Source organism: Pseudomonas sp. 44 R 15 (genome assembly GCF_900004965.1).
Classification (GTDB): Bacteria; Pseudomonadota; Gammaproteobacteria; order Pseudomonadales; family Pseudomonadaceae; genus Aquipseudomonas; species Aquipseudomonas orientalis_A.
In genome coordinates, this window is the sequence record NZ_CVTU01000085.1 from 32847 (window position 1) to 59063 (window position 26217).

The 26217-nt window shown below is 61.5% G+C and carries 19 protein-coding genes; 4 read left to right on the forward strand and 15 right to left on the reverse strand.

All coding sequences use genetic code 11. The features are described from left to right. Window positions 1-97 precede the first annotated feature (97 nt). From BFP93_RS10720 to BFP93_RS10735, 4 genes are all read right to left on the reverse strand, one after another. Entirely contained in the window at window positions 98-1270 is a 1173-nt protein-coding gene (locus BFP93_RS10720) for a lactonase family protein (protein WP_065893047.1), read from the reverse strand. Next, window positions 1260-1547 carry a DUF5629 family protein gene (locus BFP93_RS10725; protein ID WP_065893048.1) on the reverse strand — a complete coding sequence of 96 codons (288 nt, stop codon included), beginning with the start codon at window positions 1545-1547 and terminating at the stop codon, window positions 1260-1262. Before BFP93_RS10725 ends, BFP93_RS10720 begins: the two co-directional genes overlap by 11 nt. 166 nt (window positions 1548-1713) lie before the next feature. Then, window positions 1714-4089, reverse strand: a complete 2376-nt coding sequence (locus BFP93_RS10730) for an efflux RND transporter permease subunit (RefSeq protein WP_065893049.1) — start codon at window positions 4087-4089, stop codon at window positions 1714-1716. A 16-nt stretch (window positions 4090-4105) separates the two neighbouring features. Beyond that, window positions 4106-5134, reverse strand: coding sequence for a WD40/YVTN/BNR-like repeat-containing protein (locus BFP93_RS10735; protein ID WP_176717564.1), 1029 nt, complete (start codon window positions 5132-5134; stop codon window positions 4106-4108). Between the two features lie 333 nt (window positions 5135-5467). Here BFP93_RS10735 and BFP93_RS10740 point away from each other — a divergent pair, with 333 nt between their 5' ends. Further along, window positions 5468-6583, forward strand: a complete 1116-nt coding sequence (locus tag BFP93_RS10740; RefSeq protein ID WP_065893051.1) for a Gfo/Idh/MocA family protein — start codon at window positions 5468-5470, stop codon at window positions 6581-6583. A gap of 175 nt (window positions 6584-6758) precedes the next feature. On the opposite strand, the gene BFP93_RS10745 is transcribed toward BFP93_RS10740, so the two are convergent. From BFP93_RS10745 to BFP93_RS10790, 10 genes are all read right to left on the reverse strand, one after another. Further along, window positions 6759-8462: an AMP-binding protein gene (locus BFP93_RS10745; protein ID WP_065893052.1), complete on the reverse strand. Its 1704-nt coding sequence runs from the start codon at window positions 8460-8462 to the stop codon at window positions 6759-6761. Window positions 8463-8493: 31 nt separating this feature from the next. Continuing rightward, complete coding sequence (locus BFP93_RS10750; RefSeq protein ID WP_065893053.1) at window positions 8494-9792, reverse strand: acetyl-CoA C-acetyltransferase; 1299 nt, start codon at window positions 9790-9792, stop codon at window positions 8494-8496. Continuing rightward, on the reverse strand, window positions 9785-10693 hold the full coding sequence (locus BFP93_RS10755; protein ID WP_065893054.1) for a MaoC/PaaZ C-terminal domain-containing protein: 909 nt from the start codon (window positions 10691-10693) through the stop codon (window positions 9785-9787). The genes BFP93_RS10750 and BFP93_RS10755 overlap by 8 nt, the downstream gene beginning before the upstream one ends. Window positions 10694-10696: 3 nt before the next feature. After that, a complete protein-coding gene (locus BFP93_RS10760; protein WP_065893055.1) occupies window positions 10697-12040 on the reverse strand; it encodes a 3-oxoacyl-ACP reductase in 1344 nt (447 codons plus the stop codon). Between the two features lie 153 nt (window positions 12041-12193). Continuing rightward, window positions 12194-14719: an acyl-CoA dehydrogenase gene (locus BFP93_RS10765; protein ID WP_065893056.1), complete on the reverse strand. Its 2526-nt coding sequence runs from the start codon at window positions 14717-14719 to the stop codon at window positions 12194-12196. A 233-nt stretch (window positions 14720-14952) separates the two neighbouring features. Beyond that, entirely contained in the window at window positions 14953-16362 is a 1410-nt protein-coding gene (locus tag BFP93_RS10770; RefSeq protein ID WP_065893057.1) for an outer membrane protein transport protein, read from the reverse strand. A 126-nt stretch (window positions 16363-16488) separates the two neighbouring features. Further along, window positions 16489-16992, reverse strand: a complete 504-nt coding sequence (gene praB, locus BFP93_RS10775) for an alkane oxidation protein activator PraB (RefSeq protein ID WP_065893058.1) — start codon at window positions 16990-16992, stop codon at window positions 16489-16491. Between the two features lie 118 nt (window positions 16993-17110). Beyond that, entirely contained in the window at window positions 17111-17614 is a 504-nt protein-coding gene (gene praA, locus BFP93_RS10780; RefSeq protein ID WP_065893059.1) for an alkane oxidation protein activator PraA, read from the reverse strand. Between the two features lie 125 nt (window positions 17615-17739). Continuing rightward, window positions 17740-19020, reverse strand: a complete 1281-nt coding sequence (locus tag BFP93_RS10785) for an alkane 1-monooxygenase (RefSeq protein WP_065893060.1) — start codon at window positions 19018-19020, stop codon at window positions 17740-17742. A gap of 300 nt (window positions 19021-19320) precedes the next feature. Beyond that, window positions 19321-20319 carry an alpha/beta fold hydrolase gene (locus tag BFP93_RS10790; RefSeq protein ID WP_065893061.1) on the reverse strand — a complete coding sequence of 333 codons (999 nt, stop codon included), beginning with the start codon at window positions 20317-20319 and terminating at the stop codon, window positions 19321-19323. A gap of 268 nt (window positions 20320-20587) precedes the next feature. On the opposite strand from BFP93_RS10790, the gene BFP93_RS10795 reads away from it, so the two are divergent. The 3 genes from BFP93_RS10795 to BFP93_RS10805 are packed head-to-tail and all read left to right on the forward strand — an operon-like array spanning window position 20588 to window position 23871. Beyond that, window positions 20588-22126: a flavin-containing monooxygenase gene (locus BFP93_RS10795; protein ID WP_065893062.1), complete on the forward strand. Its 1539-nt coding sequence runs from the start codon at window positions 20588-20590 to the stop codon at window positions 22124-22126. Further along, a complete protein-coding gene (locus BFP93_RS10800) occupies window positions 22123-23013 on the forward strand; it encodes an SDR family NAD(P)-dependent oxidoreductase (RefSeq protein WP_065893063.1) in 891 nt (296 codons plus the stop codon). Before BFP93_RS10795 ends, BFP93_RS10800 begins: the two co-directional genes overlap by 4 nt. A 15-nt stretch (window positions 23014-23028) precedes the next feature. After that, the gene (locus BFP93_RS10805; RefSeq protein ID WP_065893064.1) at window positions 23029-23871 is read left to right on the forward strand and encodes a metal-dependent hydrolase; all 843 of its coding nucleotides are present in this window, start codon (window positions 23029-23031) and stop codon (window positions 23869-23871) included. 64 nt (window positions 23872-23935) lie between these two features. Here BFP93_RS10805 and BFP93_RS10810 read toward each other — a convergent pair whose 3' ends face one another. Next, on the reverse strand, window positions 23936-26005 hold the full coding sequence (locus BFP93_RS10810) for an EAL domain-containing protein (protein WP_065893065.1): 2070 nt from the start codon (window positions 26003-26005) through the stop codon (window positions 23936-23938). Window positions 26006-26217 lie beyond the last annotated feature (212 nt).

Below are 26217 nucleotides of genomic sequence, written 5' to 3' on the forward strand. Positions count from 1 at the left end.
ACGCCCGAGGGTTGAAGCTTAGAAATGCTTTGAAACAGTAGCCGTCATCAATAAAATTAATAGTGAAGGTCAGGCCCCGGCGTTCGGGGCCTGTGGCTTATTGACGCACCAGGAACTTGAGGTCGCTGGGCGCATCGATCGGCAATTTCTGCACGGTTTTACCCAGCAGGCCGGTCTTGGGGTCGCGTTCAACCACCACGATTTCATTGCTTTTCTGGTTGGCGATCAGCAGGAACTTGCCGCTCGGGTCCAGGCTGAACTCGCGCGGGTGGTCGCCTTCGACCGAGCGGCGCTGGATTTCCTTGAGGTGCGCGGTGGCCGGGTCGATGCTGAACACTACAAGCTGATTGGCCGTCCCACGGTTGCTGACGTAGAGGAACTTGCCGTCGCTGGAGGCATGCAGCGCAGCGCCGGCTTTATCGGACACCGGCTGGCCGGCGGCGAAATCCACCAACTGGGTTTGCACAAGCTTGCCATCGTTGTAGTCGAAGACCGCCACCTGGGCGCTCATCTCGGTGGTCAGCCAGGCATGCTTGCCATCGGCGCTGAACAGCAAGTGGCGCGGGCCGCTGCCCGGTGGCAGTTGCACGGCGGCCGGCTCTGCCGGGGTCAGCGGCAGTTCGTGGTTGGCCTTGGGGTCGTAGCGGTAGGCAAACACTTTGTCCGCACCCAGGTCCTGCACGAATACATACTTGCCGTCCGGCGACGACACCACCGAATGCACGTGGTTGGAAGCCTGGCGTTCAGGGTTCACACCGCTGGCCGGGTGCCCGCTCAACTGCACCGGGGCCGACAGCTTGCCGTCGGTGTCCAGCGGCAAAATCGCCAGGCTGCCGCCCGGGTCTTCCACCACCGAATAGTTGGCGACAAACAGATAACGCCCGTCGGCGGCCACGCTGGAATGAGTCGGCTCATTGCCCAGGCTCTGCACCTGATTGATCAGGGTGAGCTGATAATTCTGCGGATCGATACGGTAGCTGCTGACGCGACCGACCACATCGTCCTGGCCCGGACCGTTTTCGTTGACAACAAACAGCTGCTTCTGGTCTTTGGAAAGCGTCAGCCAGGACGGGTTGGCGGTTTTCGCCGCCAGCACCGGCTTGCCGCTGAACTGCCCGGTACGGCTGTCGAATTGCAGGCGGTAGATCCCCTCGCTGCTGCCGGCGGTATAGCTGCCGACCAGCAGTTCATAGGTGTCGGCCGGTGCGGCCTGCACCGACATCGCGCCGACACTGCCGGCCATCAACAGGGGCCAGAATTTACGCATCATCTGCTTCGTCCTCATCGTTATTGTTGTCGCCCTGGATGGCGCTCAGGCAGACCAGACGGTGTTCACCGTCGTCGTTACACAGCACCCAGCTTTGCAGGCTGTCATCAAAGGTCGCCGCCTCCAGTTGTTCTGGACTGAAGGTCCACCGCTTGAGTTCCCGACCGTCCATGCTTTCGATCAGCAACTGCCGGTCCAGCGTGAAGTCGAAGGCGTGCAGCCCGTTGATGATCAGCATGTCGCTGGTGGCAAGGGCGGTGGTCAGAGTGTCGGCAGTCATGGCAGTCAATCATTTACGAGGAAGGTCGCAATGATAGCCCAAAGCAATAATGTAGGAGCGAGCTTGCTCGCGAAGAACTCACAGACAGCGCATTTATCCAGAATGCATGCGTTATCGTTGACGTTTTTCGCGAGCAAGAACTAGGCGTCCCCCTCGCTCCTACAGTTCAGTGCGCAAACAACGAGTTGCCCTTCTGCCCTGCCAGCTTCTCGGGCTTGATCAGGAACCGTGCCAGTGCCGGCAGCAGCCACAACGCGCCGAACATGTTCCACAGCAGCATGAAGGTCAGCATCAGGCCCATGTCGGCCTGGAACTTGATCGCCGAGAAGATCCAGGTGCACACGCCGATGGCCAGGCACAGACCGGTGAACAGCACGGCTTTACCGGTGGACTTGAGCGTCTGGTAATACGCCTCTTGCAGCGGCAGGCCGGCGCGCAGGAAGCTTTCCAGGCGGCTGTAGATGTAGATGCCGTAATCCACGCCGATGCCGACGCCCAGGGCCACCACCGGCAAGGTCGCGACCTTGACGCCGATGCCCATGAACGCCATCAGCGCGTTGCCCAGCACCGAGGTCAGTACCAGCGGCAGCACGATGCACAGGGTCGCCGCCCAGGAACGGAAGGTGATCATGCACATGGTCGCCACGCACAGGTACACCAGGATGAGGATGATCAGCTCCGACTCCTTGATCACCTCGTTGGTGGCCGCCTCGATCCCGGCGTTACCGGCGGCGAGGATGAATTCCAGGCCGTCCTTGTTGTTCTCCCTGGCGAAGTCCTGCACCGCATGCACCGCACGGTCCAGGGTCTCGGCCTTGTGGTCGTTGAGGAACACCAGCACCGGCGCCAGCGAGCAATTGTTGTTGTACAGGCCATCGGCGCGGGCGATGGAGTTGTTAAGCACGTCCGGGTTGCGCGACAGGGTTTCCCATTTCAGGTTGCCCTCGTTCATGCCCTTGATCATCTGCTTGGACACGGTCACCAGCGAGATCGCCGACTGCACGCCCTCGGTGTTCTGCATCTTCCACATCAACTGGTCGATGGGCGCCATGGCTTCATAGCGCGAGCAGCCTTCAGCCTTGGTCTTGACCATCACCACCAGCACGTCGGAGCTGGTGGAGTAGTTGCTGATGATGAAGTTGTTGTCTTTGTTGTAGCGCGAATCCGGGCGCAGTTCCGGCGCACCCTGGTCGAGGTCGCCGATCTTCAGGTTCTGGCTGTACCAGAGGCCGCCGCCAAAGGCGACCAGGGCCAGCAGGATCGAGACGGGTGCGACTTTGGCGCTGGCGAATTTTGACAGCAGGCGCCAGAACGGATGATCGCGGTGTGCGTCCTTTTTACTGCGTTCGATGGCGCGGTTGCTGATGCCCGCATAGGAAATCGCCACCGGCAGCAGAATCAGGTTGGTGAACACGATCACCGCCACGCCGATGGACGCGCCGATGGCCAGTTCGCGGATCACGCCGATGTCGATGATCAGCAGCGTGATAAAGCCCACGGCGTCAGCGAGGATCGCGATCATCCCCGGCAGGAACAGTTGCCGGAAGGTGCGCCGGGCTGCGGTCAAGGCGTTGTCCGCCTCGCTGGATTGCAGGGCGATGCCGTTGATCTTCTGCACGCCATGGGAGATGCCGATGGCGAAGATCAGGAACGGCACCAGCATCGAGTACGGGTCCAGCCCGAAACCGAAGAAGTGCATCAGCCCCAGTTGCCAGACCACCGCCACCAACGTCGTGCTCAACACCGCAATGGTGCTGCGCAGGCAATTGGTGAACCACAGCAGCAGAATCAGGGTGATGACGAACGCAACGCCGAAGAACAGCACCACCATCACCAGGCCATCGATCAGGTCGCCGACCTTTTTCGCAAAGCCGACAATGTGGATCTTGACGTTGGGGTTCTGGGCTTCGAACTTGTCGCGGATCTTGTCTTCGAGTTCATGGGAGAACTTGCGATAGTCCAGGGCCAGCAACTTGCCCTGGTCCTGCGGGTCCGGGTAGGACTCCAGCAGCGGGATATCGACGATGCTCGACTTGAAATCGTTAGCGACCAGGCGCCCGACCTGGCCTGACTTGAGCACGTTGTTGCGCAGTTGATCGAGACTTTGCGGCGAGCCGTTGTAGCTCTGCGGGATCACTTCACCGCCGGCGAAGCCTTCCTCGGTCACTTCGGTCCAGCGTACGCTGGGGCTCCACAGCGACTTGAGGCCCGAGCGGTCGACGCCGGAGATGTAGAACACCTCGTCGTTGATCTGCCGCAGGGTCTCCATGTACTCCCTGGTGAAGATGTCGCCATCCTTGGCCTCGACCGAAATGCGCACGGTATTGCCCAGGTTGGCCAGGTCATTGCGGTGCTCCATCATCTTTTCGATGAAGGGGTGCTTGAGGGGGATCATTTTTTCAAAGCTGGTGGAGGGGCGAATCAACGTCGCCTGCCAGAACAGGAAGACACTCACCAGCAGGCAGATGAGGATCACTGCCGGGCGATTGTTGAAAATCAGGCGCTCAAGAAAGGTCGCTTTATCGTTGTGATGACTGCTCATGCTTCCCGCCTTTTTCTTATTGTTTCGCCGGTTCGGCGCCAGCAGCTGTCGCGACGCGAACGCCGCCCTGCCCGACCAGAATCAAGTTGCCATTGCCTGCCGCCGTCACCGCTGAAAGCGAAATCCGGTCCGGGCGGTTGAATACGCTGAAGGTCTGGCCATCGTCGTGGCTGACCACCACGCTGCCGCCATTGCCCACCACGACAATGGAACCGTCATCGAGCAAGGTTGCCCCCGACAGCCCGAATTCGAGGGCGCCACGGGCGGCATTCAACTCGACCGGCTCCCAGGTGCCGCCAAAGTCGGTGGAACGGTAAAGGTTGCCGCGCAGGCCGTAGGCCAGCAGGGTGCGCGGCTGAGCGGTGGCGATCACGCCAAACAACGAGCCCTCGTAGGGGCCTTCGAGTTTTTCCCAGGTCTGGCCGTCATCGCTGGAGCGGAACATGCTGCCCTGCTCCCCCACGATAAACAGGCCGGCGTCCTTGATCGAGGCAATGGCGTTGAGGTGGAACTGGTCTTCGTTGTCGAGACGGTCGCTGACGTCTTCCCAGGTCTTGCCGCCATCGGTCGTCTCGATCAGCGCGCCGTAGGCGCCTACGGCCAGGCCGTGATTGGCATCGTTGAACCACACGTCGAGCAGCGGCGCTTCGCGCTTGAGGTCCTGGTATTGCTGGGTCCAGCTGGCGCCACCGTCGCTGCTGGCCAGGATCTGCGCATCATGGCCAACCGCCCAGCCGTGCTTGGCATCGACGAAAAACACCGCCGTGAGCAGTTGCCGGGTGGGGACCTTGGCCTGGGCCCAGGTGCTGCCCTGGTCATCGGAATAGAGGATGTGCCCGCGATCACCCACCGCCACCAGGCGCTGGCCGGCATGCACGACATCGATCATCAGGCCTTTGGCGGCCTTGGGGGATTCAATCGCAAAAGTGGTATCGCTGGCGGCCTGGACGACGGTCGGCAATGCGACGGCCCCAAACAGCGAGAGCGCTGTGGCCAGCAACGCAAGCTTGCGTGCGGCGCGTGGGCGGCAAACAACCCAACCCATGACAGGCTCACTCATAGACCTTTCTCCCATTTATTATTGTTAGGTCGTGTCGCCTGGCGCAGGGCTCTGAAACCTGCAATCTAGAGCGCCTGGGGCAAGCACGGGCCATCCTATCGGGCTTTCGAATCGTCTGACAATCGGCGCTACGTTATCTTTTGTTAACTGACGGCATTTGGCCACAAGCTGAATATCCCTGCATCAGCTGAAATGATGATTCGCCTGCGCATGGTGAGCGCTGCACATCAAATGAATTTTTATTCCATCTATTGAGTTTTGAGAATATTTATTCCATTAATACGCTTCCTGAAAACAATAATCCAAAGGACCACGGCGATGCGTGAACTCGGAATCGGCTTGATCGGCACAGGCTTCATGGGGCGCGCCCACGCGCTGGCGTTCAACAACGCCCGGGCGGTTTTCGAACTGCCGGTCACGCTGACACTGGCGGCGCTGGCCGATGCCGACGCCGAGCGCGCGCAACGCTGCGCCAGTGCCTGGGGGTTTGCCCAGGCCCATGCCGACTGGCAGGCGCTGATCGACGACCCCAGGGTCGATGTGGTGGCCATCACCACGCCCAACCACCTGCATTACCCCATGGCCATGGCCGCGATTGCGGCGGGCAAGGCGGTGTATTGCGAGAAGCCGCTGGCGGTCAGCCTGGAACAGGCCGATGCGATGCGTCGCGCGGCCAGCGCGGCCGGGGTGGTGACGCGCGTCGGCTACAACTACCAGCACAACCCGATGATCGTACTGGCGCGACAGATGATTGCCAGCGGCGAGCTGGGCGAAATCATCAGTTTCCAGGGCGAGTTCAGCGAAGACTTCATGGCCGATCCGGCCTCGCCCTGGTCATGGCGCTGTGAGGTGGAACACGCAGGCGGCGCGCTGGCGGACCTCGGCAGCCATTTGCTGTCGATGGCCCATTATCTGGTGGGCGAAGTGGTCAGCGTGTGCGCCGATACCCAGACCGTCCACGCGCAACGGCCGGCCTTCAAAGGCAGCCTCGAGCTGAAATCCATCGCCGTGGATGACCAGGTGCACGCCCTGCTGCGCTTCGCCAACGGCGCGCGCGGCACGGTCAGCAGCAGTTGGCTCAAGCACGGCTACAAAAACCACCTGAGTTTTGAAATCAGCGGCACCCTGGGCACGCTCGCGTTCGATCAGGAGCGCTTGAACGAATTGCGCCTGTGCCGCGTCGGCCAGGACGGTTTCCAGCGTCTGCTCGCCGGCCCCACCCTGCCCGGTTATGCCGCGTTCAGCCCGGCGGCGGGGCATCAGTTGGGTTACAACGAGCTTAAGACATTGGAGGTACAGGAGCTGATCATGGCGCTGGCGGGGCAAGGCGGCGATGGCACTGATTTTGAGGCGGCGTGGGCGGTGGAGCGGTTGGCGACGGCGATTCGGATGGCGTCCAAAGAAGAACGCTGGGTCCAAGTGAACTCGATCTAAATGTGGGAGGGGGCTTGCCCTAATACTGTAGGAGCGAGCTTGCTCGCGAAAAACTCACAGGCACCGCGTTCATTCAGAAAGCACGCGTTATCGTTGATGTTTTTCGCGAGCAAGCTCGCTCCTACAGACATCAGGGCAAGCCCCCTCCCACATTTGGTCTGCGTTACCTTCACTATCAGCGCAGGGCTCGGCGTAGCACCTTGCCGACGGTGGTTTTGGGTAACTCCGTGGTGCGAAACTCCACATACCTGGGCACTTTGTACCCGGTCAGGTATTCCCGGCAGTGGGCGAGGATCTGCTCCTGGGTCAGCTTGGGGTCCTTGCGTACCACGATGATCTTGACCCGCTCGCCGGTCACGCCATCTTCCACGCCAATCGCCGCTACTTCCGCCACCCCTGGGTGCATCGCCACCACATCTTCGATTTCATTGGGGTACACGTTGAAGCCCGAGACCAGGATCATGTCTTTCTTGCGGTCCACCAGGCGAATGTAACCGCGTTCATCCATCACCCCGATATCACCGGTGGACAACCAGCCGTCGGCGTCCAGCACTTCGGCGGTTTCCTTCGGGCGCTTCCAGTAGCCCTGCATCACTTGCGGCCCGCGCACCTGCAATTCGCCCGGCTCGCCGATTTCGGCCAGTTCACCGTCTTCACGCATGAAGCGCACCCAGGTCGACGGCAACGGCACGCCGATGCTGCCGGTAAACGCCATTTCGCGCATACGATGAATGTCGATGGGGCTGATGCTCACCACCGGTGAACACTCGGTCAGCCCATAGCCTTCAACGATCGGCAGCCCGGTGACTTCTTTCCAACGCTTGGCCACCGCCGTGTGGGTGGCCATGCCTCCGGCGATCACCAGGCGCAGGTCGGAAAAGTCCCGCGCACAGAATTCCTTGTTCTCCAGCAAACCGTTAAACAGCGTGTTGACCCCGGCAATCCCGTTGAAGCGCTCCTTGCGCAGGATCATCTGCACCCGTTTCACGTCCCGGGGATTGGCGATGAGGATATTGCGCCCACCCAGGCACATGAACATCAGGCAGTTCACCGTCAGGGAAAAGATGTGGTACAGCGGCAGCAGGGTCACGTTGGTTTCCTGCTTGTCCTGGTCCAGTTGGTCGCCGACCCAGGCCTTGGCTTGCAACAGGTTGGCGATGATATTGCGATGGCTGAGCATCACGCCCTTGGCATCGCCGGTGGTGCCGCCGGTGTATTGCAGGAAGGCCAGCTCATCGCGGTCCAGACTGACCGGCAGGTACGTCAGCGCCCGCCCCTGCTTGAGCACTTGGTTGAAACGCACAGAACCTTGCAACCTGAAAGCAGGCACCTGCTTTTGCACGCTGCGCAGGATGAAGTTCATCGCCGCGCCCTTGAAGGTACCGAGCAGGTCGCCGATGGCCGCCACCACCACGCGCTTGACGCTGCTGCCGGACACGACTTTTTCCAGGGTGTGGGCGAAGTTTTCGAAGATCACCACGGTCTCGGCGCCGCTGTCCTTGAGCAGGTGCTTGAGTTCATGGGCGGTGTACAACGGATTGACGTTGACCACCACCGCGCCGGCCAGGATCGTGCCCAGCAGGCAGATCGGGTACTGCAAGCAATTGGGCATCATCAGCGCGACACGGTCGCCCTTCTTCACCCCCTGACCCTGCAGCCAGGCGGCGAAGGCGTGGCCTTGGGTGTTCCAATCGGCATAGGTCATTGGCGTGCCGATGCTGACATAGGCCACGCGCTCGCGGAATTTTTCCAGGTGCTCCAGGAACACTTCGCGCAATGAGGGGTAATCCTCGATGGCCGCATCGATGTCCGCCGGCACGCCGGGCAGGTAGGCGTTCAACCAGATGCGTTCGGTCTGTTCCAGGCTGATGGCGTTCATGGCAGTGTCCTTATTGTTGTTGTGGATGAGGCTACTTTTCGACGATGGCGGTGATACCCAACCCGCCCGCCGCACAGATCGAGATCAACCCGCGACCGCCACCGCGCTCATGAATGGCCTTGGCCAGCGCCGCCAGTTGCCGGCCACCGGTGGCGGCAAACGGATGGCCGCAACCCAGCGAGCCGCCGTTGACGTTCATTTTGCTGCGGTCGATAGCGCCCAGCGGCGTGTCCAGGCCCAGACGCTCGCGGCAGTAGTCCGGGTCTTCCCAGGCCTTGAGCGTGCACAGCACCTGGGCGGCGAAGGCTTCGTGGATCTCGAAGAAATCAAAGTCGGCAAAGCCCAGGCCTTCGCGTTTGAGCATGCGCGGTACGGCGTAGGCCGGGGCCATCAACAGGCCTTCGGTGCCGTCGACGAAATTCACCGCCGCCGTTTCGCCGGTGCGCAGGTAGGCCAGCACCGGCCAGCCATTGGCCGCGGCCCAGTCTTCACTGGCGAGCAGCACCACCGAGGCACCGTCGGTCAGGGGCGTCGAGTTGCCGGCGGTGAGCGTGCCGTTGTGGCGGTCGAAGGCCGGTGCCAGGCCGGCGAGTTTTTCCAGGCTGATGTCGGCACGCAGGTTGTTGTCCCGTGCGAGGCCCCGATGGGGGCTGATCAGGTCGTCGAAGAAACCGCGCTGATAGGCCGCGTCGAGGCGTTGATGACTGGCAAGGGTCAACTCATCCTGGGCCAGGCGCTTGATCTGCCAACGCTTGGCCATTTCTTCGCAGTGCTCGCCCATGGACAGGCCGGTGCGTGGCTCGCCATTGCGCGGCAGCAACGGCTTGAACAACATCGACGGGCGCACCTTCAACAGCGTCTTGAGTTTATCGCCCAGGCCCTTGGCCCGATTGGCCTGGAGCAAGGTGTGGCGCAGGGATTCATTGATGCCGATGGGCGCGTCGGAGGTGGTATCGGCGCCCCCGGCGATGCCCACTTCGATCTGGCCGAGGGCGATTTTATTGGCCACCAGCAACGCGGCTTCCAGGCCCGTGCCGCAGGCTTGCTGCACATCGTAGGCGGGCGTCTGCGCGGACAATGTGGTCGACAGCAGTGACTCACGGGCCAGGTTGAAATCGCGCGAATGCTTGATCACCGCGCCGGCGGCGAACTCACCCAGGCACTGGCCGTGCAGGTTGTAGCGGTCGACCAGGCCCTGCAGTGCGGCCACCAGCAAGTCCTGATTGGTCTCATGGGCATAGACGGTGTTGGAACGGGCAAACGGCAGGCGATTACCGCCGATGATCGCCACGCGTCGGCTCGGGGGCGGATTGAAGCTGTATTCACTCATGCAAGGCTCTCATTCCAGGCGATTGATCCCACATAAACAACCCGCGCATATGCGGTTTGTCGCCGGCGACACTGCGCACTTCGAACTCGCGCAGCGGGCCGGTCACAGGGTGACTCCACAGGGCCACCTGGCCGGGCAGGAAGATCGGCAACTTGAAATCGCAATGGGCTTCGGCGCGGTCCAGGCCACCCGGTGGCTGCTGGGCGGCCAGCGCCCGACCCAAGGTCCACATGCCGTGGGCGATGGCGCGGCGAAAGCCGAAAATCTTCGCGCCCATGACCGATGTATGGATCGGATTGAAGTCTCCCGAGACCTTGGCAAAGCGGCGCCCCAGGTCGGCGGGCAGGACCCAGCGCTGGGTGCGCAGCAAACCCTCTTCCTGCAACGGCAGTGCATCCGCCCACAGCTCCCCGACGGGATTTTTCACCTCGCGGCGCAGGTACAGGCTGTCGCTTTCCCACACCAGGGCTTCTTCAGCGTAGGCACGGGTGGCGATGCTCAACGCCTGCCCCTTGGGATGAGCGACCCAACGCTCGCAAAACACTTCCAGGCGCAGCGCCTGACCTTCGTGCAAGCGTTGATGCTGGCGAATGCGATTGGCCAGGTGCACCATGCCGCTGGCCGGGTACGGGAAGCTGGGGCGGGTCAGCAGCATCAAGTGCAGCGGGAACGCCAGCACATGGGGATAGGACAGCGGCACGCCCTGCTCGCGGCGAAAGCCACAGGCGCGGCCATAGGCGGTGATGGCGGCGCCCGACAGTTCCACCGCCGGCCGCACCAGGCGCTCCCTGGGCAATGGCGGCGCGGCGTCGGACTTGGGCTTGCGCAAGCCGCGCACGCCGTCGAGCAACAGTTGGGTGCGCGAGGGCGGCGGGTCGATAATCTGCGTTACATAGTCCATGGCTCAGGCTCCCAGCAGGCTTTGGCCGCACACCCGCACTACCTGGCCAGTGATTCCACCCGAGGCGGGATGGGCCAGCCAGGCGATGGTCTCGGCCACGTCGATCGGTTGCCCGCCCTGGGACAGGGAATTCATGCGCCGCCCGGCTTCACGGATCATCAGCGGAATTTTCGCGGTCATCTGCGTTTCGATAAAGCCTGGCGCCACCGCATTCACCGTTACCTGGCGCGCCGCCGCCTGCGGGGCCAGGCCCTGCACCAGGCCGATCACACCGGCCTTGGAGGTGGCGTAGTTGCTCTGCCCGAGGTTGCCGGCAATCCCGGAAATCGACGACACGCACAGGATGCGCCCGCCAGGATTCAGGCCCTGGTTATCCAGCAGCGCCTGGCTGAGCTGCAACGGCGCTTCAAGGTTGACCGCCAGCACACTGCGCCAGGCAACTTCGGTCATTTTGGCGATGGTCTTGTCGCGGGTAATCCCGGCGTTGTGCACCACCACATCGAAGGCGCCGTACTGGCCGACATGCGCCTGCAATAACGCAGCGGCATCCGCAGCGGTAATGTCCAGGGGCAGCGCCGAGCCGTTCACGCTGTCGGCGGCCTGTTGCAGCGCCAGGTGGGCCTGGGGCACGTCGACACACACCACATGGGCACCGTCGCGCGCCAACACCTGGGCAATGGCCAGGCCGATGCCCCGCGAGGCACCGGTGACCAGGGCGCGCCGGCCGGCGAACGGCTTGTCCCAATTAACACTCAGCGCGTCGTCCAGCGGTTTTTCCAGGCGTACCACTTGCCCCGACACATAGGCCGAACGACGCGACAGAAAGAAGCGCAGGCTGCTGTCCAGCGCGTCTTCGGCGCCGGGCGCCACGTAGATCAATTGCACGGTAATTGCCCGGCGCAGCTCCTTGGCCAGCGAGCGTGCCAACCCTTCGAGCGCGCGCTGGGCGACGGCCTGGGGCAAGTCCTGGCAGTGTTCCGGCGCAGTGCCGAGTACCACCACGCGCGCGTGTTGGCCCAGGCGCTTGGCATTGGCGTGAAAGAACCGGTAGAGCTCGTCCAGGTGCTGCGGGTCGGTCACGCCGGTGGCATCGAAAACCGCGCCCTGCACCTTCACCGTGGACGGCGCCCTGAGAGTGGCCGGGCTGGCGGCGACGGTATCGGTGCTGATGAAGATGCGTTGCACCTGCTCCGCCAGGCGCCCTGCCCCGGCGAGGATCACCGGGTTGGCCAGGCCCTGCTGGCCACTGCGGTGGCGTTGCAGGGGCAGAGGTTGCGGCAAGCCGACGGCCTGGGCCAGACGACGGCCCCAGGGGGAATTGACGAAAGAAAGGTAGCTGTCACTCATAGATAGATCCATTCACAACACAATCCTGCCGTGGAAACCCGGTCACCTGTGGGAGGGGGCTTGCCCCCGATAGCGGTGTGTCTGCTCACACAGATGCACCTGTCAGACCGCCATCGGGGGCAAGCCCCCTCCCACATTTGGACCGCATTTGGATTAATTGACCGACGCATTTTCGCTTTGGCTGGCGCGACGCTTGGCGGCGGGCTCCAATGCTTGCTTGCGCTGTTGCAGGGCCTCCAGCAAACCGAAGTCCTGCGGGAAGTCGTCGACCTGGATAGCGTGGTCGGCGTATTCCACATAGCGTGCGAGCAAGGCCTCTTCGTCGTCGCTGATCAAATCCAGCGCCCGCGCCTTGACGCGCCAGTCGGTAAAGGCCACGGCGGAAATCGGCATCGGCTCAAGCAGGCCTTGCTTGATGGCGGGCTTGAGCCGTGCCTCGATCAGCTCAACCTGGGGCAACAGGCGCAGTCCCAGCTCGCCATAGGCCAGCTTGTCGATTTCCGGCCGGGGGATGTAGGAATTGGCCAGCAGCCGGTCGCGGGTCTCGCCGGGGACCTGCACCACATCGGCGACCTGGGCCAACAGGCGATCCGACGGTTTATGCAAGGGAATGCCGAACGGAAAGCTCAAACCGCGCAGCACCCCGGCAGCGACTTTCGAGGGGTAATTGTCGAGCACTTCAGCCAGGGCTTCATGGGCGCGCAGCAAGGCATCCTGAGCCGCCCAATGCACCAGCGGCAGGTCCGCCTGGGGCCGACCGTCATCCTCGAAGCGCTTGAGCACGCAGGACAGGATGTAGAGCTGCGAAAGAATATCGCCCAGGCGCCCGGTGATGCTTTCCTTGCGCTTGAGGGCACCGCCCAGCACGCCCATGGAAATGTCCGAGACCAGCGCCAGCACCACCGACAGGCGATTGGCCTGACGATAGTAGGACGCCAGCGCCGGGTCGGTCTTGGCCGGGGCAGACAGCAACCGGCCACCGGTCAATGCATGCACCGCCGCACGCACGGTGTTGGCCAATACAAAGCTCACATGGCCGAACATCGCACTGTCGAACGCCTCCAGTGCCTTGCGCCGATCCGGCTGGCGCGCCGCTTCCATCTCGCGGAACACATAGGGATGGCAGCGGATCAGGCCCTGGCCGTAGATGATCAGGCAGCGGGTCATGATGTTCGCGCCTTCCACCGTGATGGCGATGGGGCTTTGCTGATAGGCACGGGCCAGGAAATTGTTGGGCCCCATGCATATGCCCTTGCCGGCGACGATGTCCATGCCATCGTTGACGATCATGCGGGCGCGCTCGGTGACGTGGTATTTGGCAATGGCCGAGATCACCGAAGGTTTCTCACCGGCATCCAGGGACGCCACCGACACCTTGCGCACCGCGTCACAGGCATACAGGTGCCCGGCCATGCGCGCCAGGGGCGCCTGCACCCCTTCGAACTTGCCGATGGGCAGGCCGAACTGCTTGCGCATCGCCGCGTAGGCAGTGGTGCCACGTACCGCGACTTTGCCCAGGCCGACGTTGGCCGACGGCAGCGAAATCGCCCTGCCCGCCGCCAGGCATTCCATCAGCATGCGCCAGCCGTTGCCGACTTGTTCACGGCCGCCGATCACCCACTCCAACGGAATGAACACATCCTTGCCGGTGGTCGGGCCGTTCTGGAACACCGCGTTCAACGGCCAATGGCGCCGACCGCTGTTCACGCCCGGATGGGAGGTGGGAATCAACGCGCAGGTAATCCCCAGGGAACCGGCGGCACCGAGCAGCCCGTCCGGGTCTTCGGCACGGAACGCCAGGCCCAGCACCGTGGCAATCGGGCCGAGGGTGATGTAGCGCTTGTCCCAGGTCACCTTGAACCCCAGCACCTGCTCACCTTCGTGCAGGCCTTTGCACACGATGCCCACGTCGGGAATTGCGCCGGCGTCGGAGCCGGCATACGGGCTGGTCAGCGCAAAGCACGGGATGTCCTCGCCCCGCGCCAGACGCGGCAGGTAGTAGTTGCGCTGGGCGTCGGTGCCGTAATGCAGCAATAGTTCGGCGGGGCCCAGGGAGTTGGGCACCATCACCGAAATGGCCGCCGCCGAGCAGCGGGTCGACAACTTCATCACCACCTGGGAGTGCGCATAGTGGGAGAAGCCCTTGCCGCCGTACTGCTTGGGAATGATCATGCCGAGAAAGCCAGCGTCCTTGGTGTACTGCCAGCCCTCGGGGGACATGTCCTGCCACACTTGCGTGGTTTCCCAGTCATTGGCGATGTCGCACAGGGTTTCCACTTCGTTGTCGAGGAACGCCTGCTCTTCGGCACTCAGGCTGGCCGGTGCGGCTTGCAACAGGCGCTGCCAGTCAGGCTTGCCGCTGAACAGCTCGGCGTCCCACCACACAGTGCCGGATTCGATGGCCGCACGTTCGGTATCGGACATCGCCGGCATGATCGTACGAAACAGCCCCAGGGCCTTGTTGGTCAACAGCACACGGCGCAGGGGTTTGACCGCCAGCACCAAGGCCGGGAGCAGCACCAGCACCGCCGCGACGGTGATACCGAATGCGGCTACTGCGTTAAACAGATAACCGGCCGCCAGCCATACCAGGCCAGCGCCCAGCCACAGGGTGGCGGCGGCTTGTCGATACGCCAGGGCAATCGCTGCGGCGAAACCCACCAATAACCAGATAACCATGGGATACCTCTACTTGATCCAGGGCGTGACACCTGCGGCCGCTCGGATTGAGCGACGGCTCAGGTCCACACTACAAACTTGGAAAGACAAATTCAAATTTTGTTTTGAAATTTTTATTTAACGCTTTGGCGAAGAAATAACGGGCTGAGCGGGTCAGCCTGTCAGGTCATCAACGGGTTGTATCAGCACTGCCTGCGCGACCTGTCCAGCACAGGTCGCGCGCCATCAACCGATCAAAACGCGTAGGTCGCTGAAAGGCTGACCACCTCACCCTTGGCGTCGGCTTTACCGTCAAGGGTTGCACCGCCCAGGCGATCCTGGTTGTGCGTCCTGAGCTTGGCCTTTTCGACGAATTGCCGCGAGTAGGCGCCGTCGATGCTCAAACCGGGAATCGCGCGGATGTTGTAGCCAAAGCCCAGGGAGGCGAATATCCGGTCTCCGTCGGGGATACGCGGGTCACGCGTAGAGTTGCGGGTGGGCGTCTGGTCGGTGGCGACACCGGCGCGGAAGGTGAAGTCGTCGGTAAACTTGTAATCGCCACCCAGCGACACCATCCAGGCATCCTTGTAGTTATAGGGAATCGACACGAGTTGCGTGCCCTCGGACTTCAATGTCAGCGCCTTGAACGACGACCATTGGGTCCACGTGACGCTGGCGCCCAGGGTGAGGCGATCATTGAACTGGTGCACCCAGTCGATGGAGGCGTTGGCGGGCACGTCCAGTTGCGTCGAAGCCTTGGCGCCGTTGACGTTGAGGTCGAGCCCCGGATAAGCCAGCGCCGGCAGGCCGCCTTCGATCAGTGACTTGTTCGCCTCGTCGGCATACAGGCTGTACTTGCCTTCGAGTTTATTCTTGATTTTCGCGTGGTAATTCAGACCCAGGGTATCGAATTGGGTAGGCTTCCAGACCACACCGGCAAACCAGCCGACCGAGGTGTTGTCCACCTTGACCCGCATCAGCGAGGAGCCGACTCCGGAAGGGAACGGGAGACCGATCGCCGGCGACAGGGCTGCTGCGGAATACAGGTCCAGATTCTGGCTTACAAAACCTTTGGTGTGCTGGACGATGGCACCGCCACCCACCGAGAACTGGTCATTGACCTTGAACGACAGGGAGCCTGTGACACCCACCGTTTCAATACGCGTATCGACGGCAAAGTCGCGACCGATCCAGTCTTGATCCCACGTGGTGCGCGCACCCATCGGCACCACCTGACTGAGCCCGAACGCAAAACGGTCGTTGATCGGTATCACCATGAAGCCGGTCGGCAACCAGGCGGTAAACCCGCCTTGCCCACCATCGCCGGTGCGCGGCGTGGAACTCAAATCCGTAGGGTCGACCGCCGCAGGTGCGTTGCCGGCGTAGTCCGTGGCCGTGCCCTTGTATTTAACGTTGATGCGCGCGTAATCAACGGTAAATTGAGAAATCGTATGGTCGATGAACGCCATGCCGGCCGGGTTGTTGTAGGCCGCGGAAGGATCGTTCTGGAACAGTGAGCCACCCCCGAAGGCGCGCCCCCACCCGGGAGCACCGAAGGTCGGCGTGGTGAAACCGCCGGCGTGTGCGGGTCCCGTTGCCGTGATAAGGCCGCCGAGAATTGCCAGGCTCAACAACGTACGTGCCTGTTGCTTTTTATTATTCATGCTCCACTCCTTATTGTTTTTATCCTCCGAGATCGGTTGTCCCGACCTGGCCTCCCGCAGCCAGTGCCCCTTGCGAGGCACTGGCGTATTTCAACGTGTGATCATCACGTCAAACGCTCACGACCTTTATGGGGTAACGGTAAAGGCCGGGCTTGGTGTAGCGGTCAGAGCGGTAATTTTGCAGTTGCCAACGGTTTGTGTGCTTGGCACCTTCAGCTGGTTGGTGGAGTTATTGAAGCCGACATTGATGGTCACCGGCGAAGCGGAGCAGTTGTTGAGAATCTGGAAATTCACGCCCGACACCGTACCGTTGAAGGCATCAGGGCCACCGCTTGCCACGTTCAATGTCCACGGCAGGCCCAACAACTTGGGTACGCCACACAGCGAGTTGGAACCGTTGACCGTTGCGCCGGTGATCGAAGCGCTCGAGCCATCAGCCGCGACGGAACCGGTGAAGGCGATGTTGCAGGTCACCGGCAGGTTCAGGGACGCGGGCGAAGTAACGGTAATCGAGCCCGATGTGGAGAACGCCGTGCCGGCAGGCGCGATAGTGGCAGCGTTGGCCATCGACACTGCACCAAGGCTCAGGGCGAACGAAGTTGCACAAACGAGGGTTTTCAAGCTTTTCATTATTTTGCCTCACATGTAATGGCGAATTATTCGCCTGGGGTAATGACCATGAACACGAAGCCACGGGTAAAACTGCAGAGCTTCGTATTCCAGCCAAATTCAGTTAAATCCGACAACCTTATTCAACGACTTTGAAATCAGGCGGCATCTTGATTGACACCGTTTTAATGATGCAGTCATCACCAATCGGTACATTGGCAGCCTGCAACTTGCCCGTGGCGTTATCCCACGTACCGACGGCGGTAGAAGGACCGCACTTGCCGCCCAGACCGAAGGCATGCACATCCACGCTGATCTTCGACATCGAGCCGCTTTTTGTATCCTTTGCAATCAAGATCCAGGGCAAGTTAATAGCTTCGACCCGGCTGCACTTGAGCCCGCCATCGAACGCCACCTTGTCGATATTGACGGATGTCCCATCGGCCGCCACCTTGCCGGCCACCTTGATGGTGCAGTCGGCACTGATCAACGCGCCTTTGGAAAAGCTGATCGGGCCCTGGGCTGTAAACGCACTACCGGCAGGTTCGATACGGGCGGCCTGTGCCTGGTGACAGCCGATCAGGCCCAGCGCAGCCAATACGAAGTTAATGGTGAACTTTATAGTTATAGGAGTTACTTGCATGTTTACGCCCTTCCCTTGAAATTATTTTTCGTTCGGGTAAACAACCGCCTTGCAACTAAACTAACAAACCATAGACGTAGAAATCCTTATCGAAATATCCTTTGAAAATGCGCTTTTATTTCAAATTAAAACGGCTTGGCTTCGCCGCTGTACTTCTCCAGATACTTCAAACGCTTTGACGGCTGAAGATTGGTCAAGGTTATATCGCCGGCATAATGATTCAATACCCGGTGGTCCATCCGTCGGCGCCACAAATAAGGCACGTACGCCCAGACAATCATGCTTGCGTAGCCGTACGGAAGTTGCGGTGATTCATCAAAGTGGCGCAGCGACTGATAACTACGGGTTGGATTGGCATGGTGATCGGAATGCCGTTGTAACTGGAACAAAAAGATATTGGTCACAATCCGGTTGCTGTTCCAGGAGTGACGCGGCGAACAGCGCTCATAACGACCGTTGGGCAATTTTTGCCGTTTGAGGCCGTAGTGCTCGACGTAATTGACCACTTCAAGCAGCGAGAAACCGTAGACGCCCTGGATAATCAGAAACGGGATCACTGCCGTGCCCAGCCAGGCAATCATTGCGCCCCAGAGCAGCACGCTGTACATCCAGGCGCTGAGCACGGCGTTCTTCCAGTGCCAGGCCGGCAGCCCGAGTTTGCGCAGGCGTTCGCGCTCCAGGTTCCACGCCGAGCGCGCGCTGAACCACACCGAACGCGGCAGGAAAGCCCAGAAACTTTCACCCAGGCGCGAGCTGGCAGGGTCCTCCGGGGTAGCGACGCGCACGTGGTGGCCGCGGTTGTGTTCGGTGTAGAAGTGGCCGTAGAAGGTCGGCGCCAGGGTTACCTTGGCCAGGAACACTTCCAGTGGCTTGGGCTTGTGGCCCAGCTCATGGGCGGTGTTGATCGCGATACCGGTGGCCGCCCCGGTAGACATCGCCATGCCCAGATAAGTGAAGCCACTGACCTGGCCGTGCAACTCGGTGCGAGAGGTGATGAACGCTGCGGCTCTCGCCCAACCGCTGGACGGGTCGAGCATCGCGGTGGCCCGCAGCAAACCGCCGCCGATGATCCAGTCAATGCCGCCGGCGGCGAGCCAACCGGTGATGACCACCGAGGCGATCACAAACAGCACGCCGGTGTAGACGATCCAACGGTAATAGGTTTGGGATTCGAGGTGGCTGACGGCGGATTCGGGCGGGTTGCTGACATCCTCGCCCAGCAGGCCGTCGATCAACGGGATCACGCCGAAGATGACCAGCACACCGACCCACCACAGTTGCTGGATGCCGGTGCCGATCGCCAGGGCACCCGAGAGCAATGGTGTTGCCAGCGGCATGATACCGAGCCACCAGAGGTAGCGCTTGCCGTCGGCCCACACGCCTGGAACACTCAGAGCAGGGTTCATGGCAACCTCCGAGGGCATCCGAAGGCAGAAAAGGCAGTGGCGCAGCGCTGACCGCTGCGAGACATCAACCATGCGATAAAAGGCGTTCTTTTCATTATTTTATTCGCTCTTAGGCATTTCAAAAACTGTTTCAAATTAGACATTGAAATAATTTTTTTAAATAAATAGCGCGGAATCGTTAGGTCGTCAACTAGTTTATCCAGACCTTTTTTCCGTGACCGTACAGTCGTTTTTTCAGACCGTCGGCCAGGTGTCTAGGGCAAGCGTTGGCGCGCTGGAACCGCGAATGAAATGGCACGATTATTTGCTCGCCACGGCGAACGAAGGATGCAACACGGTGGCGGTTTGTACCGGTCTAACCCGCTTGGCGACCTGCTCGACCAGCGCCACCACACGCTCGGTGGCGGTAATCGGCAGCATGTGCCCACGGTCTTCCACGACCTGCAGCTTCAGCCCAGGCACCCTGCTGGCCAGGCCCTGGCCATGCTTTTGAAAGTCGAGCACCTTGTCACGCGTGCCGTAGATGAGGCCGATGGGCAGCGTCAGCTGCGGGTAACGCGTGACCATGTCCGGCAAGTGGTCATTGACGCGGTTGATCTCGGTGGACGCCGCGTAGAAGTTGTCGGGACGCATCCCCAGCAGGCCACCGCCGCGCGTGGCGAAGTCCGTCGGGGCGGCATCGGGAGCGAACACGCCCTTGACCACCGATCCCTGGGTCAGCAGGCCGACAGGCATGGTCAAGGTGCGCGACATCCAGCGACACAGCCAGGCGGGGCGCACCGCCAATGACAGGAATACCAACGGCAACATGCGTTGGGGATGGGTCAAGGGCGCCACCAGAATCAAGCCCGATACCGCGTGGGGATGATCGAGGGCCAAGGCCAGGGCAATCGCCCCGCCCAGGGAATGCCCAAGCACCAGCGGCTTGTCCAGCTTGAGGGTGTTGATGAAGGCGGCCATCTGGCGCGCCTGGGCCGGCAGATCCGCCGCCGTGCCCTGCTGCCGGGTGGAGTAGCCCGAGCCTGGCCGGTCTACGCTGATAACGCGAAAATGCTCGCGCAACTGACCGGATAACGCATAGGTCAGGTTGCGGCTGCTGCCCATCAGCCCGTGGATCATCACCAGTGCCGGGCCTGCGCCTTCTTCTACATAGTGAAAGCGCTCGCCATCCACTTCGACAAAGCGCCCATTGATCGGAACAGCCGTTTCGATGCGCCGTGTCATCCACGCACTGAACGCCCACAACGCAGCGCTTGCGCCTATGACCACACCCGCAACGACAACCCACTCGACAGCCATAGCTCGGTCCTCTGCTTCCCTGCTGCTGGCGACCTGACCGGGATTGATCGAGGCCTCAACGTTCGCGCTTACCTTGGGGCCAACCTCTATGCGCGTCTGTCGGACAAGTCGCATGTATCGAACAAGACCCTGGCGGCGGCGAAATTTTCAGGTAGATTATTTAAAATCTTTTTTTAAAATAATTAATTCAATTTTTCTTTGCAATGGTGTTCTATCTAAAACACACAACAAAAACGGGAGCACATCCGATGCTCACAAAGGACAACCTATGAATGCCCACAGTGACAACGTCGACATCGCGATCATCGGCTCAGGCTTCGCCGGCCTGTGCATGGCGATCAAACTCAAGGAAGCCGGTTTCACCGATTTCTTTGTCGCCGAGCAGGCCGACAGCCTGGGCGGCACATGGCGTGACAATCACTACCCCGGCTGTGCCTGTGATGTGCAGTCCCACGTCTATTCGTTTTCCTTTGCGCCCAACCCCGACTGGACGCGCCAATTTGCTCCGCAGGCGGAGATTCGCGCTTACCTGGAGCACTGCGCGCAGCGTTTCGAGCTGGCGCCGTACCTGCGCTTCGGCATGGGGTTGCAGCGGGCGGTGTTCGATGAGCAGCAACAGCGCTGGCAACTGACGTTCAGCGACGGCCGTCAGGCCAGTGCGCGCGTGCTGGTGTCGGGCATGGGCGGGCTGTCGCGTCCGGCACTGCCGGACATTCCCGGGCTGGACAGTTTCAAGGGCAAGCGTTTCCATTCGCAGCAGTGGGACCATGACTACAGCCTGAAGGGCAAACGCGTCGCGGTGATCGGCACCGGCGCCAGCGCCATTCAGTTCGTGCCGCAGATTGCACCGCACGTGGCGCACCTGGACCTGTTCCAGCGCACACCGCCCTGGATCATGCCCAAGCCCGACCGGCCGATCACCCGTACCGAACGCTGGCTGTTCAAGCATCTGCCGTTTACCCAACGGCTGGTGCGCGGCGCCTTTTATTGGGCACTGGAAGGCCGCGTGGTGGGCTTTGCCCTGCACCCGCGCTTGATGAAGATGGTGCAGAAAATCGCCCTGCGCCACCTGCGCAACCAGGTGGCCCGCCCTTCCCTGCGCAAAGTCCTGACGCCGGACTACACTATCGGCTGCAAGCGTGTGCTGATCTCCAACGACTACTACCCGGCGTTGTCACGCAGTAACGTCGAGGTGGTGACCGACAACGTGCTGCGCATCGAAGCCGATGGCGTGATCACCGCCGACGGCATCAAGCACCCCGCCGATTGCCTGATCTTCGGCACCGGGTTCCAGGCCGCCGATCCCCTGCCCCGTGACTGCATCATCGGGCGCAACGGCGTCGACCTGATGGACACCTGGCAGGACGGTGCCCACGCCTACAAAGGCACCACGGTGCCGGGCTATCCCAACCTGTTCCTGATCGTCGGGCCCAACACGGGCCTGGGGCACAATTCGATGATCCTGATGATCGAGGCCCAGGTCGCTTACATCCTTGGTGCGTTGCAAAAGATGCAGCGCCAGCGCATCAGCGTGGTGGACGTCAAACCTGCCGTGGAGCAGGCCTACAACGAGCAATTGCAAGGCAAGCTCAAGCGCACTATCTGGAACACCGGCGGCTGCCGCAGCTGGTACCTCGACCCGCGCACCGGCAGGAACACCACGCTGTGGCCCGGCTCGACGTGGCGCTTCAAGCAGATCACCCGGCATTTTGCGCTCAAGGACTACCTGGTCAGCCAGGCGCCGGCGGCATCGGTGCCGCGTGCGCAGCCAACCCCTCATTGCGCCACAGAAGGCAGCCTGTCATGAAGTCATTCAACGGCCGCGTGGCGGCGATCACGGGAGCGGCCTCCGGCATGGGCCGCGCATTGGCCCTGGCCCTGGCACGGGAAGGCTGCCACCTGGCCCTGGCCGACAAGAACAGCCAGGGGCTGGAGCAGACCCTGGACTTGATCAGGACCTCCACCCTGTCGCCGGTGACCGTCACCACCCAGGTGCTGGATGTAGCAGACCGCCAAGCCATGCTGGAGTGGGCGGCGCGCTGTGCGGCCGAGCACGGCCAGGTCAACCTGGTCTTCAACAATGCCGGCGTGGCGCTGTCGAGCACCGTGGAAGGCGTGGACTATGCCGACCTTGAGTGGATCGTCGGCATCAATTTCTGGGGGGTGGTGCACGGCACCAAGGCGTTCCTGCCTTACCTGAAGGCCAGCGGCGACGGGCATATCGTCAACACCTCGAGCGTATTCGGCCTGTTCGCCCAGCCCGGCATGAGCGGCTACAACGCCAGCAAATTCGCGGTGCGCGGCTTCACCGAAGCGCTGCGCCAGGAGCTGGACCTGCAACGCTGCGGCGTCTCGGCCACATGCGTGCATCCCGGCGGGATTCGCACCGATATCTGCCGCAGCAGCCGTATCGACGCGAACATGACCGGCTTTCTGATCCACAGCGAACAACAGGCGCGCGCCGATTTCGAAAAACTGTTTATCACCGACGCCGATCAGGCCGCCAAAGTCATCCTGCACGGCGTGCGCAAAAACAAGCGCCGCATACTGATCGGCCGCGATGCCTATTTCCTCGACCTGCTCGCCCGTTGCCTGCCGGCGGCCTATCAAGCGCTGGTGGTGTTTGCCAGCAAGCGCATGGCCCCCAAACCGCGCACGCCCGTGTTTGAAACCAACGACGAGCCTCGCCTCTGAACAGGAGTACGCCCCATGTTGCCCATTCGCCGTGATATCCGCTTTGCCCTGCCCACCGGGCGCATCACCAACTGGCATGAGCAAGGCCCGTTCGTGACGCACTTTTTCAATGCCCTGTCGCTGCTGTTTCCCCAGGGCGAGCTGTTTTTCATGGACAGCGTGCGCCACTACCGCACCCGCATCGACGATCCGGACCTGAAGAAGGAAATCCAGGGATTTATCGGCCAGGAGGCCATGCACAGCCGTGAACACGTGGCCTACAACGAGCTGCTGCACGCAGCGGGCCTGCCTGCGCACCGCCTCGACCGGCGCCTGAAATTTTTCCTGGACCTGCAGAAGAAGCACCTGCCACCCTCATTCAATCTGGCGGTGACCATCGCCCTTGAGCACTACACCGCGATGCTCGCGGAGATCCTGCTGAGCGACCCGTCGCGGTTTGGCGATTCACTCAAGGGCTACCGGCAGATGTGGTATTGGCACGCCCTGGAAGAAACCGAACATAAGGCAGTGGCCTTCGATGTGTGGAACAAGGTGATCAAGCCTGGGCCCGGGCGCTACCTGTTACGCACCGGCACCATGCTGTTCACCACGGTGCTTTTTTGGCTGGTGGTGTTCGACTTCCACGTGCGCCTGCTGATTGCCGACCGCAAGTCGGGCGGGCTGGTGAAGGGGTGCTGGCGCATGCTCAAGTTTCTGTATGGCCCCAAGGGCGTGTTTCCACGCATGCTGCGGCCATGGCTGCACTATTTCAAACCGGGTTTTCACCCATGGGATCATGACAATCGTGCCCGGCTGCAGGGGATCGACGGGCTGGTCGAGGAGATTGAACAGACCAATCGGGCCTACGAGGCCGCCTAGACGGCGTGAAAATGTGGGAGCCCACCCGCTCCCACATTCCAACCGGGGCGCCTTGCCCACCTGATCAAGCCAACGCGGCGCGCTCGCGCACAAACTGCGGCACCTCATCCCCCGGCAACGCTCTGCTGAAATACCATCCCTGAATAAACAACTCGGCTCCCGTATTCAGGAACGCCAGTTGCTCGGCGGTCTCGACCCCTTCGACCACCACGCCCAGGTTCAATGCCTCGCAGAAACGCAGCATGCCCGTCAGTACCTGCGCGCCCTTGGGATCGTGCTGGGCGACCACGAAGCTGCGATCGATCTTGATGAAATCGACCGGAAACTGGTGCAGGTAACTCAACGCCGAAAACCCGGTGCCAAAATCATCGATATACACCTTGGCCCCCAACGCCTGCAGTTTGCCAATGGTCTGACGGGCGGCCTGGATATCGCTGACCAGCGCGTCTTCAGTGATCTCCACCGACACCCAGCCGTGGGCCTGGGCGAGAATCTCCACCAGGCGATCGCCATAGGCCGCGTCCTTGAGCGTGAAGCTGGACACATTAATGGTGATGGGCAATTCAAAACCGGCCTTCTTCCACTTTTGATGTTGGCGCACGGCCTGGGACGCCACCCACACGTCCACGTCGGGCATCAACCGCGCCTGCGCCAGCCATTGCAGGAACTCCCAGGGCGAATGCACCGTGCCCTGGGCGTCCCGGGCCCGCATCAAGGCTTCGCAGCCGGTGCACAAGCCGGTACGGGTGGAGACTTGGGGCTGGAACTCAAGATAGAAATCGTAATCGCTGATCTGCTGGATGCGGCTCAGCTCAATGGCCTGGCGGGCCAGGGTGCGATGGGAAGCCAGGATCGGGTCGAACTCCAGCAACCGGCCTTTCTCCTCAAGGCCGCGAAAGGTCATGTCCAGTGACTTGAGGTACACCGTGCCGCCCTCACTGGCCTGGCGATGAATCGCCCGTACATAAGGCGCATACACCAGCGTGCCCAAGCCCGTCAGCACAATCTGCAGCACCACGGCGGCGACGTCGCCATGGGTACTGAGGTAGGCATTGAGCAACACCGGCGCGGTAAACGGCACGCTGGCCACTGCCGGTGACACCCAGCCCAATTGCACCACTGCCAACGCCACCATCGCGTTCAACGCCGGCACCAACAGAAACGGGATGAACAAGCGCGGGTTGAGGATGATCGGCAAACCGAACAACAGCACTTCGCTGACATTGAATAACGACAGCGGCAAGCTGGCCATCGCCAGCAACCGCATGGACCGACTCCTGGAAAACAGCAGGATAGCCAGGAGCAGGCACAATGCGCTGCCCGACCCGCCGATAAACGCGAAGCTGCCCAACAGGCCACTGTTGAGCAGGTACCGCACCGGCTCCCCCGCAGCCAGCGCCGCAGCGTTGAGCGTCACGGCCTGATCCAGCACATCGAACAGCGGCTGCAGGGCGTACACACCGTGAATGCCGAAAAACCACAACAGCGAGTTCATCAAGGTCACGAACAAACCGCTGCCATAGGGCGCCTGTAACGCATTGAGTACCTGCGGCCCCTGCCACTGCGCCACGTAGGGGATCTGCAGCAGCAACGACAGCACCACCACCCATGCCAACACGCTGATCGCGCCGGGCAGCACCATGTTGATCGTGCCTTTGAGGTTGTGTCCGATCAGGTCTTCATGGACCAGGCGTGTCCAACGAAAACGGTGCAGCCAGGCAACGGCGGGCACATTGATCAGCGGCGAAGCGATGGCAATGAACAGCAGAAAGGTGGCCGACGCTCGAGGGTATTCACGCAACAGAAACGTGGCCACCACCACATGGGTAAGGCACAAGAAGGCGATCGGCAGCTGTGGCAAGCGGTGCTGAATGGCTAGCATGTAACCGATGGAGGCGGCGACCAGCAGCGGGATGACCGCGCTGATGCGGTCATGCAGACCTGCCAGGAAGCTGGCGGTCTGAGGGCTGAACCCGAGCATCCTGGCGCATTCGGACAGGATAAGGAAACCGGCGGAGACCAGCAGGCAGGGCAGGATCCACAACAATCCCTCGCGAATCGCACGCAACGACTCGATACTGGCCAGGGCCGCCAGGCGCTGGGTAAGGAAAAGTTTGAACAGCGTTTGCGCCATGAGCCTCCCTCTGCCCGTATTCACGGGTTCTGGAGATCAGCGCCGGAATACGCGTCAACGCTACACGCCCTTATGCTCGGAGCGAAAGCTTTTTGCCATCGCCACTGGCGCTTTCGGCGAAAAACTCGGAGACATAGGAAAATACCCACATAAAAAATCGAACTTTCTGACGTGTGCCGCTCCCTAACCCTGCCTGAGTCGGTATCATCCGC

Excerpts from the sequence above, each read along its gene's own strand:
- BFP93_RS10720 (WP_065893047.1), bottom strand. The coding sequence starts at position 1,270 with ATGATGCGTAAATTCTGGCCCCTGTTGATGGCCGGCAGTGTCGGCGCG.
- BFP93_RS10725 (WP_065893048.1), bottom strand. The coding sequence starts at position 1,547 with ATGACTGCCGACACTCTGACCACCGCCCTTGCCACCAGCGACATGCTG.
- BFP93_RS10730 (WP_065893049.1), bottom strand. The coding sequence starts at position 4,089 with ATGAGCAGTCATCACAACGATAAAGCGACCTTTCTTGAGCGCCTGATT.
- BFP93_RS10735 (WP_176717564.1), bottom strand. The coding sequence starts at position 5,134 with ATGGGTTGGGTTGTTTGCCGCCCACGCGCCGCACGCAAGCTTGCGTTG.
- BFP93_RS10740 (WP_065893051.1), top strand. The coding sequence starts at position 5,468 with ATGCGTGAACTCGGAATCGGCTTGATCGGCACAGGCTTCATGGGGCGC.
- BFP93_RS10745 (WP_065893052.1), bottom strand. The coding sequence starts at position 8,462 with ATGAACGCCATCAGCCTGGAACAGACCGAACGCATCTGGTTGAACGCC.
- BFP93_RS10750 (WP_065893053.1), bottom strand. The coding sequence starts at position 9,792 with ATGAGTGAATACAGCTTCAATCCGCCCCCGAGCCGACGCGTGGCGATC.
- BFP93_RS10755 (WP_065893054.1), bottom strand. The coding sequence starts at position 10,693 with ATGGACTATGTAACGCAGATTATCGACCCGCCGCCCTCGCGCACCCAA.
- BFP93_RS10760 (WP_065893055.1), bottom strand. The coding sequence starts at position 12,040 with ATGAGTGACAGCTACCTTTCTTTCGTCAATTCCCCCTGGGGCCGTCGT.
- BFP93_RS10765 (WP_065893056.1), bottom strand. The coding sequence starts at position 14,719 with ATGGTTATCTGGTTATTGGTGGGTTTCGCCGCAGCGATTGCCCTGGCG.
- BFP93_RS10770 (WP_065893057.1), bottom strand. The coding sequence starts at position 16,362 with ATGAATAATAAAAAGCAACAGGCACGTACGTTGTTGAGCCTGGCAATT.
- praB (WP_065893058.1), bottom strand. The coding sequence starts at position 16,992 with ATGAAAAGCTTGAAAACCCTCGTTTGTGCAACTTCGTTCGCCCTGAGC.
- praA (WP_065893059.1), bottom strand. The coding sequence starts at position 17,614 with ATGCAAGTAACTCCTATAACTATAAAGTTCACCATTAACTTCGTATTG.
- BFP93_RS10785 (WP_065893060.1), bottom strand. The coding sequence starts at position 19,020 with ATGAACCCTGCTCTGAGTGTTCCAGGCGTGTGGGCCGACGGCAAGCGC.
- BFP93_RS10790 (WP_065893061.1), bottom strand. The coding sequence starts at position 20,319 with ATGGCTGTCGAGTGGGTTGTCGTTGCGGGTGTGGTCATAGGCGCAAGC.
- BFP93_RS10795 (WP_065893062.1), top strand. The coding sequence starts at position 20,588 with ATGAATGCCCACAGTGACAACGTCGACATCGCGATCATCGGCTCAGGC.
- BFP93_RS10800 (WP_065893063.1), top strand. The coding sequence starts at position 22,123 with ATGAAGTCATTCAACGGCCGCGTGGCGGCGATCACGGGAGCGGCCTCC.
- BFP93_RS10805 (WP_065893064.1), top strand. The coding sequence starts at position 23,029 with ATGTTGCCCATTCGCCGTGATATCCGCTTTGCCCTGCCCACCGGGCGC.
- BFP93_RS10810 (WP_065893065.1), bottom strand. The coding sequence starts at position 26,005 with ATGGCGCAAACGCTGTTCAAACTTTTCCTTACCCAGCGCCTGGCGGCC.